General features: G+C 35.8%; 17 protein-coding genes and 3 pseudogenes. 11 read left to right on the top strand and 9 right to left on the bottom strand.

Features of this window, described 5'->3' with window-relative positions:
- Positions 1–128 precede the first annotated feature (128 nt).
- The 3 genes and pseudogenes from QM460_RS06875 to QM460_RS06865 all read right to left on the bottom strand — a co-directional run.
- A pseudogene (locus QM460_RS06875) lies at positions 129–941 on the bottom strand (TIGR03943 family putative permease subunit); the annotation flags it as partial.
- Positions 938–1843: a permease gene (locus QM460_RS06870; protein ID WP_045762963.1), complete on the bottom strand. Its 906-nt coding sequence runs from the start codon at positions 1841–1843 to the stop codon at positions 938–940. The pseudogene QM460_RS06875 and the gene QM460_RS06870, both read right to left, overlap by 4 nt.
- On the bottom strand, positions 1844–1975 hold the full coding sequence (locus tag QM460_RS06865; protein WP_000268695.1) for an SPJ_0845 family protein: 132 nt from the start codon (positions 1973–1975) through the stop codon (positions 1844–1846).
- A 163-nt stretch (positions 1976–2138) separates the two neighbouring features.
- Here QM460_RS06865 and QM460_RS06860 point away from each other — a divergent pair, with 163 nt between their 5' ends.
- The 9 genes and pseudogenes from QM460_RS06860 to QM460_RS06820 form a co-directional block, all read left to right on the top strand.
- Entirely contained in the window at positions 2139–4268 is a 2130-nt protein-coding gene (locus QM460_RS06860) for a Tex family protein (protein WP_045762962.1), read from the top strand.
- Entirely contained in the window at positions 4255–4704 is a 450-nt protein-coding gene (locus QM460_RS06855; protein ID WP_045762961.1) for a SprT family protein, read from the top strand. Before QM460_RS06860 ends, QM460_RS06855 begins: the two co-directional genes overlap by 14 nt.
- Positions 4705–4763: 59 nt before the next feature.
- Positions 4764–5036 carry a PspC domain-containing protein gene (locus tag QM460_RS06850; RefSeq protein WP_045762960.1) on the top strand — a complete coding sequence of 91 codons (273 nt, stop codon included), beginning with the start codon at positions 4764–4766 and terminating at the stop codon, positions 5034–5036.
- Between the two features lie 293 nt (positions 5037–5329).
- Positions 5330–5699 (top strand): annotated as a pseudogene (locus tag QM460_RS06845) (ATP-binding cassette domain-containing protein); the annotation flags it as partial.
- Between the two features lie 415 nt (positions 5700–6114).
- Complete coding sequence (locus QM460_RS06840; RefSeq protein WP_045762959.1) at positions 6115–6453, top strand: hypothetical protein; 339 nt, start codon at positions 6115–6117, stop codon at positions 6451–6453.
- 65 nt (positions 6454–6518) lie between these two features.
- Positions 6519–8501, top strand: a complete 1983-nt coding sequence (locus QM460_RS06835) for a hypothetical protein (RefSeq protein WP_045762958.1) — start codon at positions 6519–6521, stop codon at positions 8499–8501.
- A complete protein-coding gene (locus QM460_RS06830; RefSeq protein ID WP_045762957.1) occupies positions 8498–9121 on the top strand; it encodes an ATP-binding cassette domain-containing protein in 624 nt (207 codons plus the stop codon). Before QM460_RS06835 ends, QM460_RS06830 begins: the two co-directional genes overlap by 4 nt.
- Positions 9118–9618 carry a hypothetical protein gene (locus tag QM460_RS06825; RefSeq protein ID WP_045762956.1) on the top strand — a complete coding sequence of 167 codons (501 nt, stop codon included), beginning with the start codon at positions 9118–9120 and terminating at the stop codon, positions 9616–9618. Before QM460_RS06830 ends, QM460_RS06825 begins: the two co-directional genes overlap by 4 nt.
- Positions 9619–10182: 564 nt before the next feature.
- Positions 10183–10479 (top strand): annotated as a pseudogene (locus QM460_RS06820) (hypothetical protein); the annotation flags it as partial.
- A 49-nt stretch (positions 10480–10528) separates the two neighbouring features.
- On the opposite strand, the gene QM460_RS06815 reads toward QM460_RS06820, so the two are convergent.
- A complete protein-coding gene (locus QM460_RS06815; RefSeq protein ID WP_045762955.1) occupies positions 10529–11224 on the bottom strand; it encodes a VIT family protein in 696 nt (231 codons plus the stop codon).
- 210 nt (positions 11225–11434) lie between these two features.
- Between QM460_RS06815 and QM460_RS06810 the strand changes: the two genes are divergently transcribed.
- Both QM460_RS06810 and radC read left to right on the top strand, forming a co-directional pair.
- Complete coding sequence (locus tag QM460_RS06810; protein ID WP_045762954.1) at positions 11435–12715, top strand: O-acetylhomoserine aminocarboxypropyltransferase/cysteine synthase family protein; 1281 nt, start codon at positions 11435–11437, stop codon at positions 12713–12715.
- 63 nt (positions 12716–12778) lie between these two features.
- Complete coding sequence (radC, locus tag QM460_RS06805; RefSeq protein ID WP_000286951.1) at positions 12779–13459, top strand: RadC family protein; 681 nt, start codon at positions 12779–12781, stop codon at positions 13457–13459.
- 2 nt (positions 13460–13461) lie between these two features.
- On the opposite strand, the gene QM460_RS06800 is transcribed toward radC, so the two are convergent.
- The 5 genes from QM460_RS06800 to QM460_RS06780 all read right to left on the bottom strand — a co-directional run bounded on the left by QM460_RS06800 (position 13462) and on the right by QM460_RS06780 (position 15962).
- A complete protein-coding gene (locus tag QM460_RS06800; RefSeq protein WP_414289622.1) occupies positions 13462–13941 on the bottom strand; it encodes a hypothetical protein in 480 nt (159 codons plus the stop codon).
- A gap of 23 nt (positions 13942–13964) precedes the next feature.
- Positions 13965–14654, bottom strand: a complete 690-nt coding sequence (locus QM460_RS06795) for a gamma-glutamyl-gamma-aminobutyrate hydrolase family protein (RefSeq protein ID WP_414289621.1) — start codon at positions 14652–14654, stop codon at positions 13965–13967.
- A gap of 15 nt (positions 14655–14669) precedes the next feature.
- Positions 14670–15311, bottom strand: a complete 642-nt coding sequence (locus QM460_RS06790; RefSeq protein WP_000660647.1) for a redox-sensing transcriptional repressor Rex — start codon at positions 15309–15311, stop codon at positions 14670–14672.
- Between the two features lie 80 nt (positions 15312–15391).
- Complete coding sequence (locus QM460_RS06785) at positions 15392–15607, bottom strand: DUF4649 family protein (RefSeq protein ID WP_049503352.1); 216 nt, start codon at positions 15605–15607, stop codon at positions 15392–15394.
- 7 nt (positions 15608–15614) lie between these two features.
- Positions 15615–15962 carry a DUF1831 domain-containing protein gene (locus tag QM460_RS06780; RefSeq protein ID WP_311522277.1) on the bottom strand — a complete coding sequence of 116 codons (348 nt, stop codon included), beginning with the start codon at positions 15960–15962 and terminating at the stop codon, positions 15615–15617.
- Between the last annotated feature and the right edge of the window lies 1 nt (position 15963).

Raw genomic sequence — 15963 nt, 5'->3', positions numbered from 1 at the left:
GTTTTAGGAACTTTGATAACTTTAAGAAACGAATTTTCATCGCTCTGAATATAAAAATGGAGAGGACAATCGTTGTCCTCTCCAGATGTTAGCTTTTTATTCAACCCACTACAGTTGACAAAGAGCCAAAATTCTTTGTAAACATAAGGATTCTCTGGTTTGTCCACTTTGATGAAAGACTGTACCTCGAGGGTTGGGAGGACTTGGTTAAGTTCCTTGTGATAGCGATTGCTAATCTTTCCTTTGACTCTCACCCATGTGTTATTCTCATAACGATTGGTATTTCCTGTGGTCAAGAGGCCGAAAACTCCCGAATCAGCGATGCAGTGCATAATACCGAAACGAAAAACAAATTGACTATTAGCGTGATTCGGATCATTGTAGACAAAGCCTGTGAACTCGATTTCCTTGCCTTCAAATTCATTTGGATAATCATAAAGTGCTTCCATGACTTCCAAGTAATTCTCATCGGTGATGACAATACTAGATTGAGCTAAGTACTTATCAGCACTCTTACGGACAGTGTCTACATAAGCTGTGTGTGAATAAAACCTACTCGTATCTGGTTTAAGATACTGACTGCTCGTTCCTTCACTTGCTTGGATTGCCTTGTCAGTTCCTTCTGACAGAGGAAAATAATATCCTTTTGCCGATACTGTTTGCGAATCTAGCTCGACAGTTGGAAATGTAAATCCAACTAACAAAGGTAAACTTAGGAGGACAAAACTAGCAAGCTTGGCAGAAAACTTATGTAAGTGACTGTGTTCTTTCAAACGCTTGAAGCAAATATAGGCTTGTACAATGGCTAGTAACAAAGATAGAACCATGGTGATATAAGCCAAATAAGAGTAGTGGAGGTTTAGATATTGATTGAGCTTACCAGATAGGTGTAGATAAAGGGTTAAGAAAAAATAACTAATCAAAATAAGAAATCGTATCATAGCATCACCCCGACTAGATAAGAATAGACAAGAACAACAAGATTCACAATGGTCATGAACTGCCAAATAAAGCGAGTTTTAAGATAATTCTTCATCATGAGTAGGTTTTTGACATCAAGCATTGGTCCAATAACCAGAAAGGCAAGGACTGGCGCAAATCCGAAACTAGAGAGCAACGAAGAGCCAATAAAGGCATCCGCTTCACTACAAAGTGATAGAAGGAAGGATAAGACCATCAAGAGAACGATTGCAAGTAGAGGTGTTGCGCTGATAGAAGTCAGGATCCGAGTTGGTACATAGACTTGGACTATGCTAGCAAAAATACAGCCAAAAACCAAGTAACGTCCCATATCAAAGAATTCATCAATAGCTTGGATAAAGACCTGAAGAAGTTTCTGACCTTTGGTCAAGTGAGAAAAATCATGTTCATGACAAGCCAGCCTATTTTCCTTTTGAATCGATCCTTCCCAGAAAAATCCAAGTAAGATACCCAATATAGTAGCAACAAGAATCGAACCTAAAGCGCGGAGTAAGACCATTTTAAATGAATTACCAAAGGCTGAATAGGTCGCAAAGAGTACGATAGGATTGATGATAGGAGCGGTTACTAGAAAGGGAACAGCTGTATAGCTTGGAACCTTCTTCTCTAAGAAACGATTAATGATAGGAACAATTCCACACTCACAAGAGGGAAAGAGAAACCCTATGAAGGTACCAAAAAAGATCCTCCCCAAACGATTTTTAGGGAGAAATCTATATACTTTTTCAGGAGTCACATAGACTTCAATAGCACCTGAGATAATACTACCAATTAAGACAAATGGTAGGGCTTCAATGATGATTGATAAAAAGATAGCGCCAGCTTGTAACACACTAGAAGGTAGACTTTGAAAGAGTGTCATCTATTTTTTCTTTTCTGCTTTATCTTTCTTTTCTTTGTCATCTGGAAATGTCACTTGCTTTAAATCAGGAAGTTTAGCGAACTCTTCGAACATCTTATCTAAGTCATCAGTTTTTGTAAATTTAACAGCCATAAGGCATACCTCGATTCTTATTGTTTCCTCTATTATACTATTATTTCAGCCAAAAGGTTTAATTTTAAATTGACAATACAAATGAATTTTTATCTTCAACAAATACCAAGCTAACTGTGACATTAATGAAAACAAGCTTTCTTCCTTATGGTATAATAGTTTCATGGATAAAAAATATGAAAAAATTTCCCAAGATTTGGGTGTAACCTTAAAGCAAATTGATACGGTCTTGTCTTTGACAGCAGAAGGAGCAACCATTCCCTTTATCGCTCGTTATCGGAAAGACATGACTGGTAGTTTGGATGAGGTGGCTATTAAAGCTATTATCGACCTTGATAAAAGTCTTACCAACCTCAATGACCGTAAGGAAGCAGTTTTAGCAAAAATCAAAGAGCAAGGTAAGTTGACCAAAGAGTTAGAAGAAGCCATCTTAGCTGCTGAAAAACTTGCGGATGTTGAAGAACTCTATCTTCCTTATAAAGAAAAACGTCGCACCAAGGCGACAATTGCGCGTGAGGCGGGACTCTTCCCACTTGCTCGTCTAATCCTACAGAATGTTTCTGACCTAGAAAAAGAAGCAGAAGCATTTGTCTGTGAAGGATTTGCTACGCCCCAAGAGGCCTTATCTGGGGCAGTTGATATTTTGGTTGAAGCTCTCTCTGAGGATGTCAATTTGCGTTCGATGACTTATCAAGAAGTTCTTAGACATTCTAAGATTACTTCACAAGTCAAGGACGAAAGTTTGGATGAGAAGCAAGTCTTTCAGATTTATTACGATTTCTCAGAGACGGTTGCTAACATGCAGGGATATCGTACTCTTGCCCTTAATCGTGGTGAGAAGTTAGGCATCTTGAAGATTGGTTTTGAGCATGCAGTTGAACGTATTCAATCCTTCTTTGCTGCTCGTTTTAAGGTTAAAAATGCCTATATTGAAGAAGTTATTCAGCAATCTGTTAAGAAGAAGGTACTGCCAGCTATTGAGCGCCGTATCCGTACAGAGTTAACAGAGAAGGCAGAAGAAGGAGCTATTCAACTCTTCTCAGAAAACCTTCGTAATCTCCTTCTGGTAGCACCGCTAAAAGGGCGCGTGGTTCTAGGTTTTGACCCAGCCTTTCGTACAGGGGCTAAGCTTGCGGTCGTTGATGTGACTAGTAAGATGCTGACAACGCAAGTCATTTATCCAGTCAAACCAGCTTCAGCTCGTCAGATTGAAGAAGCTAAACGTGATTTAGCAGATTTAATTGGCCAATACGGCGTTGAAATCATTGCTATCGGAAATGGAACTGCTAGTCGTGAAAGTGAAGCTTTTGTCGCCGAAGTGCTCAAGGATTTTCCAGAAGTCAGCTATGTCATTGTTAATGAGAGCGGTGCATCTGTATACTCTGCTAGTGAACTTGCCCGTCAGGAGTTTCCAGAACTAACCGTTGAAAAACGTTCGGCAATCTCAATCGCTCGTCGCTTGCAAGATCCTCTTGCTGAATTGGTTAAAATCGATCCTAAATCCATCGGTGTCGGTCAATATCAGCATGACGTTAGTCAGAAGAAACTGTCTGAAAGTCTGGATTTTGTTGTAGATATTGTAGTAAACCAAGTCGGTGTCAATGTCAACACAGCGAGTCCAGCTCTTCTTTCACATGTCGCAGGACTAAACAAAACCATCTCTGAAAATATCGTTAAGTATCGTGAAGAAGAAGGTAAAATCACTTCACGCGCCCAAATCAAGAAAGTTCCTCGCCTAGGTGCTAAGGCCTTTGAGCAAGCTGCTGGCTTCCTCCGTATCCCTGAAAGTTCTAATATCCTTGACAATACAGGAGTTCACCCTGAAAACTATACTGCGGTCAAGGAACTCTTAAAACGCTTGGATATTAAAGACCTAAATGAAGAAGCGAAAGCAAAACTCAAATCTGTCTCTATCAAAGAAATGGCTCAAGAGCTAGAACTCGGTCAAGAAACACTTAAAGATATTATCGCAGACCTTCTCAGACCAGGTCGTGATTTCCGGGATTCTTTTGATGCTCCAGTCCTTCGTCAGGATGTCTTGGATATCAAAGACTTGAAAGTCGGACAGAAGCTTGAAGGAGTTGTGCGCAACGTCGTTGACTTCGGTGCCTTTGTTGATATCGGTATCCATGAGGACGGTCTCATTCATATCTCTCACATGAGCAAGAAATTTATTAAACATCCAAGTCAAGTAGTATCGGTCGGTGATTTGGTAACCGTTTGGGTGAAGAAAATCGATGCTGACCGCGAAAAAGTGAATCTGTCGCTCCTAGCTCCAAATGAATCTAACTGATTACGTTAAACAGGTCTCTTTAGAAGATTTTGGAAAACCTTTCAAACATCAAGCTCAGTGGAATACTCGTCTACGGTCGACAGGTGGGCGATTTTTCCCAAAAGATGGTCATTTGGATTTCAATCCCAAAGTATATCAAGAACTTGGTTTAGAGGTTTTTCGTAAAATTGTTCGTCATGAGCTCTGCCATTACCATCTTTACTTTGAAGGCAAGGGCTATCAGCATAAGGATTTAGCCTTTAAGCAACTTTTAAAAGAGGTAGACGGACTTCGCTTTGTTCCTCCCTTATCAAGTGCCAATCAAAAGCAAAACTTAGTCTATACTTGTCAGACTTGTCAGCAAATCTATCAAAGAAAGCGAAAAATCGATACCAAGCGTTATCGTTGTGGTCTTTGTCGTGGAAAGCTCCTCTTGTTAAATCGGCCTAAGGACTGATGTAGTAAATTTAGCTTAGTGCTATACTAAGATTAAGAAATCCGAAAGAGGAATAAATTATGAATACAAAATTTTATAAAATGAGAAGAAATCGTATGGTATCAGGTGTACTTGCAGGTCTATCTGATAAGTGGAATCTTGATGTAACACTAGTTCGTTTCCTTTTTGCAATCTTTACAATCGCAAACTTTGGACTCGGAATTATTATCTACATTATCCTAGCTTCGATCCTACCAACAAAAGAAGACATCGAAGCTGAAATGTATGGAACAGGCCCACGCAAGATCAAAGAAGCCCAGCCTATCAATGATGACGAAGGTTGGTTTTGGTAAATCATTTTATTGATCATTAGAGAATTAATCCCTTGTAGTATCAAGGGGTTTTGTTTTTCTTAAAAAATTATGACAAACTAATAGTAGTAAAATTTTAAAAAAATATGTCAATCTTACAAAAATGTAAGATTAAAAGTCTCTTTTGTAAAGTTATGTTATGGAATGGTCTCATTTTTTAGAGTACACTTATAACAGTAAGATAAGGGAGAAAAATATTAAAAAAATTGTAAATAAAGAAAATCAGTAAACCAACTTCAAAAGAGACCGAACATTTTAAGCTTGATAGTACCATTATGCAGGATCGATATCAATTAACAGGATATAAAGAAGGTGTCTATCATGACCTTTTGAATTTAAAATACGTTCAAAGGATTTCTAAAACTCGTTTTCAAAACAATCCAGTAGAATCTCTGAAAAACATCTATTGACTGTAGAAAAAGGTTACTACCTTGCCATCATGGGTAAGTTTGGTTATGCTAAATCAACAGTACTCAATATTCTTGTCATTCTTGACAAATCAACTCGATGTCAGCTATTTCTAAATGGAATAAACACAACTACCATAAAAAATAAGAGGTAACAAGTTTTCCTTGTGGAATCTTAGGTTTTGTATTTCAAAAATACCATTTGTTAGTTACATTTTCTGTTAGAGACAATCTCTTATTCCAATAAGAAAGAGGTATAAGATGTATTTTAAGGATCTTAATATAGAAATAATTACGATTGAATTCTCATTTTTAATTGTACCATAACCATATTCATTTACTGAAGAACATGGGGGTTATGAGTTTGTTTTACAAATTCTTACTTTATAGATATCCCTATTTTCCAAAAAAATATATTTAAAAACACTTGACAAACCTCAAAAAAAGTACTAAAATAAAAAATGTAAACACTTACACCGAAATGTGTTCAATTTCAAAAAGGAGGGATAGTTATGAAATATTATAACGATTCTAGATACCATAACGGTGATTAAAAACCTAAATATTATCAATTCATATTAAAGTAATACGGAGTTACTAAAAGAGGATTAGTACAGAGTTTTATAAAATATTTTAATTCAAGGAGAAGTAAAATGAAAAAAAGAATTAATAAGAAAATCTTTGTTTTTCTAGCTGCAAGTGTTTTAAGTTTTAGCTTTGCTTCTGCAGCTAGTGTTGTTAGTGCAACTACAGCACACCCTGCTCCATATCCGATTATTGATGTATGGCAGTATGGTGTAGATAATAGCTATGGTTATTCAAATTACTTTGTTAGTTCTCCAGATAATATTGGTTCAAAATCTTCAGTAACGAATTATTGGGGAACCGTTAAAGCTTACGATAAAAAAGATTATGGATGGGCATATTCAAGTGCAAAAAAATCTTGGAGCGATATTCGATTAAATGCATATTGGGATTATTATAGATTTTAAAAATAATTTATGAAAACAAGAGACCCGATTATAAGATGGGGTCTTTTGTAATATGGTAAGTGCTTATGAAATTAAAATTATGTATCATTGGATTCTTCTTTTGTTTGATTGCTGCAATTGGTTTGGTCACTATCAGTGATACTGAAACCCCCATACCTTTACCAATTGATGGTGCTTTTTCTATTCAAGGGAAAAGCAATCTTTCTAATAACGAAATATACGAAATGCTTCGTGACTTATCAAAAACGGAAAAAGTTATCATTTACAAGCCAATCGTTCAGAGTTCGGGTCAGTTTAAGTATGTAAATTTCGATGATGAAAACAGTGAACAGTTAAAGTCAGTACCGATAATAGGGATGTATTACACCCTTGGGAAAATGGATGTAGACACTTTGAAACCACTTACGATGACAGGGCTGCAAACAGTATATATGTCTTATCCTTGGTATATAGGAGGAATGTTACAATTCACTGGAACTTTAAGAATACTGTTAATGAGTTCAATTTACTTAACTTTATTAGTTGTGTTATTTGTAGTTAGAACGAGGCAGATTAAAGAGGGAGTGATACGACGTTCTTTGGGATTGCCTGTATACGATCTAAGAAGAGAGTATGGCATTTCTCTTATTTTTGAACTGATTATGATGGCTTTATTGATGGTTTTTTACAGTTCTTTTTTGGGAAATGGTTTCTTAACCTATAGTTCTAAGTTATTTTTCTCTCTGCTTTTAACGAATTTTATATTATTTCAAATCATTGATCTCATTACCTTTGTTTTATTTTGGTTGACGATTCAGATTGAAAAGCCCATTGAAATTATCAAAAACAAGGCGAAAAACAAGCTTATTTTTGTCGTATGGCTTGCCATTATTTCGATTATTATCGTTGTATCAGGAATTTTTTTACAAGAAACAAAGAGTAGTCAATCCAGTATCAACATCCAGATACAGAATTTAGTACCATGGGACACAGTAAAAGACTGGAGAAGGATTGAGTTCCTTGGAATTGAAAATAACTCTGCTAAAAATGGAGAAGTAAGTGATTCGGATGGTCAGTATCTACAGATAGCTGCTTCCTTAAAAAACTTAGATTATTTATATATAGAACGATCCTCGGCCTATGTTCCAGATTTTATGAAAACATCTCATGCTTTAGAAGACTTTTCTAAACAATTAGAAAATGACGGAATAACGAATCCAGAAATAAATAAAGAGTTGATTTATATCAATCAAGCAGGTGCTAACCTACAAAATAAAGTGAATGGAACAAACTATCATCTTTTAGATAATAAGATAGCAACCATCTATATTCCTGAAAAATGGAAAGAAAACCAGAAATCCATTGAGAATACAGTTGTAGCAGAACAATTTATTGGAACAAACTATACAAAAGAAGAGCTTGCAGTACAAATAATTCCTGATGGTAATAAAATTTTTTATTTCAATGAGGATGCTGATATCGATCATAAAAATAAAGATATTTTACCAATGGCAAGTCTAGCAGATAGTAAAGATAACATTGTTGTTGTGTTAGATACAGACAAAATGATCGAAAACAACAAGTTTACTTTGGCTAGTAATATAACTAATAAGTCTCTTTTTAGTCCTGAGGCGGTAAAGAAAATAAATGAGATGGCTACCCAGTTGAATGTTTCAATGAATCCAGTAGATGTTTATCAAATTGTGAAATTAAAGATCCTGTCCTTAGAGCACCAAATTCTACTTTCACAAATCTTGCAGAAGATAATTTACAGTATTGTCTTTATACTCATTTATCAATATGTCCAACTTTATATTGCCCTAAAACAGAATGAATATGTGAAAAAAATCATTTTGGGTCTGTCAAAAACATATATAGCAATTTCAAGTCTCAAGTATTTTATGATTATTATTACAATGGTTATCCTATTTACATTTCTTATGACAGGTCAAATAGAGTTGCTGTATATTGGTCTTGCTTCTATACTAGTTTTGATGTTGTCAATCATAATGAGTTTTAGAAAATTATCTGAAAGCTACACTAAAATTTTAAAAGGAGATGAAACATGACAATTGACCTTTTGAACGTTTCAAAAAGTTTTGGATCAAAAAAGATTTTTACAGACTTAAATTTAAAATTTGAATCTGGAAAAAGCTATGCATTGATTGGAGGTTCTGGCTCTGGTAAGAGTACTCTTCTTAATATTATAGGAAGATTAGAAAAAATTGATAGTGGGAACGTTTTAGTTGATAAACAGGATATTTGGAAGATAAAAGAAAGAACCTTCTTTAAAAATACTGTTGGATATGTATTTCAGAATTATTCTTTAATCGAAAACAAAACAGTATATGATAATCTGAAACTTATCACTAAAGACAAAAAAATAATAACTGATGTACTTGAAAAAGTAGGACTGTCAAGCGACTATTTACATCAAAAAATATATGAATTGTCTGGAGGGCAGGCTCAACGTGTAGCTATTGCCAGAATGTTAATGAAACCACGTAAAATTATCTTAGCAGATGAACCCACAGGAGCTTTAGATGGTGAGATTGGAAAAGAAATCATTCGTTTATTATTAAATGAAAGAGATGAAGAAAAATATGTTATTATAGCGACTCACGATCCAGCTGTCTATAACAAAGTTGATGTGATCATTGATATGAAAGATATAGGGGATAATGTATGAAAAAGATAATTTATATCGCTTTGATCTTTGTAGCTGGACTACTTGCTATTTTCTTCTTTGGAAAACAAATGATCATAAAAGAAAATACCAATAAACCAACACTGGAGTTAACAGTTTATACGGTTTCTTCTAGTGATACAGAAAAATGGAATAAAGTGAGACAAGTAGAAACAGAAGAGGCCACATACTTCATAACTGTGAAAGAAGTAGCGTCTTCAGAAGAAGTGTTTTCAAACATCATTGCAAATGGAGCTGCTATGGGGTTCGGAGTTCGTGAAGAAGAAGTGAAGCAATTTAATAATAATTTAGGAGACACTATAGAGGACTCTAAGCATAATAAACTCATTGAAATAGAATTTTTTACTTTTTCTAATGATGACGAGGGATTTGTAGTAGCAAATTTTGACTATGGTAAAGAAGAGTTGAATTCTCAGAAAAAAGATATAAAGGAGTTATATAAAAAATTATATGAATCTTTTAAAGAAAAAAGTAAGTGATTGCGATTTATTTGCCTGTTTTGATAGAAAAAAGTCAATTTTTAATTCTAATATCTTATCTTGATAATCGCGCTTTTTAGTTGATAAAACTTACAAATAGTCCTGAAGAAAACAATGACATTCAGTTTACTTATATGTATCATGTGCATACAAAGTTAGGTCCATCGCATCATCAATTTATGTTTATCAATAATTGAGCAGTTGTTGCCTCATTTGATATTTCAGAGGTTCAGTACCAGTATTTTATGAAAGAATCACTTTCTCATGTCATGGTTTATAATTACAGTAACAAAAATACTTAGAAAATCCTGATAATGTTTACAGGTTATAACATAAATCAGTTGAGTTTGGAAGTAATTCTGTTCTGTTATATTCTAACAACTCATGAATATTAAATGATTTGTTTATTTGTTGACAGTATCCCAAGTCAAATGTTTCTATAGAAAAATTCTCATACTAGTTGCCCTAGATTTCATCCAACTATGTTTATGAAGATGCACTGTTGACTTATGTTCTTCAAGTGTTCTCTGTAAGTAAATTCGTTCAAATTAACTGTGATAATGTAGAGTAAAGATTGTTTTTTTCCTGCGAAGAGTTCATATTTGAGGCAAACAAGCCATTTAAACAGAGTTAGGATTCACCTTCATGACTATAAATCTAGCAAAATTGGCCAATAGTTTAGACTCTAAAAGATCTACTATTCAAAAACCACACAGTATTTCTTTCGGCTTGATGCTATTCAAGCTTGAAATCACTGTGTGGTTTTATTTTAAAGCTAGTTGTTGCTCAGCATCAATTTTTAACTTATACTCAATGAAAATCAAAGAGCAAACTAGGAAGCGAGCCGCAGGCTGTACTTGAGTAAGGCAAGGCGAAGCTGACGTGGTTTGAATTTGATTTTCATTGAGTATTAAATACTAAACAACTGTCCCAATAGATAGGTAACTCCCATGGTCAACAAACCGATACAGAGGTTACGAATCATAGCTGTTTTTGTTGGAGCTTTTCCAAGTTTTGCACTGGTGTAGCCGGTAACTAATAGAGAAATCGCTACGATAAAGACAGTAGCAGGGATTCGATAGTCACTTGGGAAGATGGTTATTGAAAGCATTGGCGGGAGACTTCCGAGGACAAAGGCAATGAAGCTAGATGCAGCAGCATGCCAGGGATTAGTGAATTCCTCATACTCGATTCCGTACTTTTCCTCAACTAAGGCTTTGAGAGGGTTTTTAAGAAATGCCTTGTTGGTTAAGAGTTGGGCTGATGTTTCACACTCACCATTTTGAAGATAGGCTGCGTAGAGTGATTTTTTAGCAGCTTCCATATCTTTATCCAAAAGTAGTTGTTCGCGGGCTACAGCGGCTTCCTCCGTGTCTTTTTGAGTAGATACGGATACATACTCGCCACCAGCCATAGAAAAGGCACCAGCAAGAATAGCAGCCAATCCTGAGAGGAAGATAATCCAGATATTGTTAGTCGCACTGGCAACCCCAATAACAACTCCAGCGATAGAGATGATTCCATCATTAGCTCCCAGCACACCAGCACGCAAGATATTTAAACGGCCAGCAAAGTTTGCATCAATTTCATGTGTAATTTCTGACATAGTTTTCTCCTTTCTAAACATTATAAAGTATAGGAGAAGTGAATACAAACTTTTTAAACTATCTGAAAAAAGTTCTACAATTCTAATTTAAGACAAAGTAAATAGAAGTAGCCATAGCTATTTCTTATGCCAAGATATAACAAAGTTGTATTTGTAACCTATTCCAATAGGTGATACAATGAACCTAATGAAATCTTTGGAGGTCTAAATATGACTCGTGAATTTAAATTTGAAACTCTGCAATTGCATGCAGGTCAAGTGGTAGATGCTACTACTAAGTCTCGTGCTGTTCCAATTTACCAAACAACGTCTTTTGTATTTGATGATACACAAGAAGGTGCAGAACTTTTTGCCCTTCAAAAAGCTGGAAATATCTATACTCGTATTACCAATCCAACAACATCAGCTTTTGAAGAGCGTATCGCAGCACTGGAAGGCGGTGTTGGTGCACTTGCAACTGCTTCTGGGATGGCAGCTCTTACCTACACAATTTTAGGACTGGCTCACGCAGGAGACCACGTGGTTGCAGCTTCAACCATTTATGGTGGTACTTTTAATCTCTTGAAAGAAACCCTTCCTCGCTATGGAATCACCACAACTTTTGTTGATATTGATAATCTTGAAGAAGTAGAAGCAGCTATTGGAGATAATACCAAACTTGTTTTGATTGAAACCTTGGGTAATCCAGTTATCAACATTCCAGATATCGAAAAAATCGCTGAAATTGCTCACAAACATCAGATTCCTTTGGTCGCAGACAATACTTTTGCTACACCTTATCTTATCAATGTCTTTTCACATGGTGTAGACATCGCAGTTCACTCAGCAACTAAGTTTATCGGCGGTCACGGTACAACAATTGGTGGTGTCATCGTTGATAGTGGTAAGTTTGACTGGTCTGCTTCAGGGAAATTCCCTCAATTGGTCGATGAGGACCCAAGTTACCATAATATCAGTTATACCCGTGATGTTGGTGCTGCAGCTTTTATCGTGGCTGCTCGCGTGCAATTGCTTCGCGATATGGGAGCTGCGCTATCACCATTTAACTCATTCTTGCTCTTACAAGGTCTTGAAACTCTTTCTCTTCGTGTTGAACGCCATGTTCAAAATGCTGAGAAAATCGTAGATTTCCTTGTAAACCATCCAAAGGTTGAAAAGGTCAACTATCCAAAACTTCCAGATAGTCCTTACCATGTCTTGGCTGAAAAATACTTACCAAAAGGTGTTGGATCAATCTTTACCTTCCATGTTAAAGGTGGAGAAGCAGAAGCTCGTAAGGTGATTGACAACTTGGAAATCTTTTCAAACTTAGCTAATGTAGCAGATGCAAAATCATTGGTAGTTCATCCCGCAACTACAACACATGCTCAGTTGTCAGACTCTGATTTAGAAGCAGCAGGAGTAACTAAAAATCAAATCCGTCTCTCAATCGGTCTTGAAAATGTCGATGATTTGATTGAAGATTTGCGACTAGCGCTTGAAAAAATCTAAAAATAACTAGTTTTTATTGAATTAAGCATCCTTCTCACGAATAATAAAGTGAGGAGGATTTTTATGTACAGTATTTCATTTCAAGAAGATTCGCTCTTGCCAAGGGAACGCTTGGTGACAGAAGGAGTAGAGAGTTTGAGCAATCAGGAATTACTAGCCATTTTATTACGAACAGGAACTCGTCAATCTACTGTTTTTGAAATTGCACAGAAAGTATTGTCTCAATTGAACAGTTTAACTGAGTTAAAAAAAATGACCTTGCAAGAACTGCAGAGTTTATCGGGAATTGGGAGAGTAAAAGCTATTGAATTGCAAGCAATGATTGAGCTTGGAAGTCGTATTCACAAACATGAAACCATTGAGGCAGAGAGCATTCTGAGTAGTCAAAGATTGGCTAAAAAGATGCAACAAGAACTGGGAGATAAAAAACAAGAGCACCTAGTGGCGCTCTATCTGAATACACAAAATCAAATTATTCATCAGCAAACCATTTTTATTGGATCTGCTACTAGAAGTATTGCGGAACCAAGGGAAATTCTCCACTATGCCTTAAAGCATATGGCAACATCCGTGATTCTGGTTCATAATCATCCATCTGGTGCTGTTATGCCAAGTAGAAATGATGACCATGTTACAAAACTTGTTAAAGAAGCCTGCGAATTAATGGGTTTGGTCTTATTGGACCATCTCATTGTTTCACATTCTGATTATTTTAGTTACCGTGAGAAGACGGACTTGATATAGGTTTATTTTTTTAATTTTAGGGGACCCTGCTCAATCTCTTGTAAAGCATAGGATTCTACTTGAGTCATATCTATGACAGGAAGTGGAGCTAATGTAGGGACTAGCAATTTTTCTTGCACGATAAAATCAACAATAGCATTGAAGTCTTTTATTTTATAATACCTTTTTTTATGGATGAGGATATCCCTGTAAAATCCGACCGATGAGCGAAATTTACCTTTTAATTTAGCATCTGTTTTTTTACAAAATGGTTTTGCCTTTTTAGACCACTCTTTGAGTTGCTTTTGTTTTTCTTTTTGAGATAGTTTATCAAGATTCTCTTTATCCTTAGAAAATGCTTGATAGCTTTCGGCTGTTAAAAGTCTGTATAGATTAGAAAGTTGAAAATAAACTTCTATTTCCTTGCTCTTAACAAAAGTGAAAATATTAGCTTCTAAATCTCTCAAAATTTCATGAGTAGAAGGTGTTTCAAGTTCATTCATGATTTAATAACCTATTAGTAGCCTTAGAGTTCATTGACGACATAGTCGAAAAGTGTTTTATCTTTGGGGCGATTTTCAAAAAGAAATTCCGGATGCCATTGAACACCGAGGTAAGGGAAATCATCAGTCGTTGTTACAGCCTCGATAATTCCATCTTTAGGATCATGAGCGACAACCTTTAGATTTGGAGCAAGGTCTTTAATGCTCTGATGATGGAAAGAGTTAATATGAGAGATTTCTCCATAGATTTCTCGAAGAATAGTACCAGGTTCAGTGACTAAACGTTGAGTTGTGTATTCAGCTGAAGTATCCTGCCAATGATCTTCAATATCTTGATAAAGAGTTCCTCCCATAGCCACATTAAAGAGCTGGGTGCCTCGACAAACAGAAAAAATGGGTTTCTTCTGTTTAATGGCTTCTTTTATAAGAGCTAGCTCAAAAATATCTCTTTGAAGGTGGTAGTCATCGCTATCGATCGTTTTAGGCTCACCGTAGAACTTGGGATCGACATTTTGTCCACCAGTTAAAATGAGTTTATCAATCAAGCCAATGTAGTAACTGGCCATTTCTTGATCACCAATTGGTAGGATAATGGGAATTCCCCCAGCTTCCTTGACTCCTCCAACAAAGCCCTTTGCAGCATAGCTCATCATAAGCTCATCATCAGGATGAGTTTTTTCATTTCCTGTAATCCCAATAACTGGTTTTTTCATAAATGCTTTCGCTTTCTAATCCTCTTTTCTCATGAAATAGAGGAGAGTTTGCAATTCACTAGTTAAATCCACATATTGAGCCACCACATCTTTTGGTAGTTGGAGATGAACGGGTGAAAAGCTTAAAATTCCTTTAATACCTGCTTCGACAAGGAGATTAGCTACTTCTTGTGATTTGACACTCGGAACAGTTAAGATTGCAGTTTTTACATCTGCATTTTTTATTTTATCCTTGATTTGGGAAATACCATAAATTGGAATTCCATCGGGCGTTTTCGTCCCAACTTCAGGATGGTCATCCAAATCAAAAGCCATAATAATTTTCATTTTGTTTCGTTCATGGAAACGGTAGTGAAGGAGAGCGTGCCCCATATTACCAATCCCCACTAACATAACATTCGTAATAGAATTATCATTTAGAAGATCAGCAAAAAACGTCATTAGTTTTTTGACATCGTAGCCAAATCCACGGCGACCAAGTTCACCAAAGTAGGAAAAATCTCGTCTAACCGTAGCAGAATCAATACCAATGGCCTCGGCAATTTGTTTTGAGTTGGCTCTTTCAATCTTTTCTGCATGAAATCTTTTAAAGATACGATAATAAAGAGAAAGTCTCTTTGCCGTTGCTTTTGGAATAGCAGACTGTTTTTCTTTCACAAAATCACAACCTTTCTAAATACTATTTTATAGAAAGATTGTGAAAAAATCAACAAAAACAAGAAAAAACTAAGAAAATCTTAGTTTATCTTTGTAAAATCATAGTGATATAGAAAATGATAGAGATTTCCTAGAAGTCCTTGATAGATTTCTTCTCCCTTATAGGTAAGAGAAGTAATGACGGTCGTATCTGGAAGAGTCACACATCCTGAAAGTGACAGCATGAGTGCTTCGTAATCTTCGTATTCTAAGACACGTTCGACTTGATAGGTGTCCTTGTAAGTTAATCGAAACATAGGCCACCTATCTTTCACTTTTAGTGAAGACACCACGTTCAACAAGACTGTCCATCAAGAAGTAGAATTTCTCTTGGTGGATATGAGTTTCTTCCGACTTAAAGATATCGACCAAACGTAGACCAAATTTATCAGTGATGTTGATTTTTGCACCAGTTAAGTCTTTGTTGATGATAATTTTAAGTTGGAAACCTTCCCCACTATTTGGAACCTTCTCAAGAAGGCGTGTTAGTTCATAGTTACCAACCTTTGTTTCAAAAAAAGTGTTATCTTTTAGAGTAAACTTTTTGACAGTTGGACTGATTGTGTAATCGTAACGGCAATTTTTGAGACTAATAGTTTTTTCGAATGCCATT

Source organism: Streptococcus infantis, from assembly GCF_047464415.1.
GTDB classification, from domain to species: domain Bacteria; phylum Bacillota; class Bacilli; order Lactobacillales; family Streptococcaceae; genus Streptococcus; species Streptococcus infantis_AE.
This window is presented reverse-complemented; position numbering and strand designations above follow the sequence as displayed.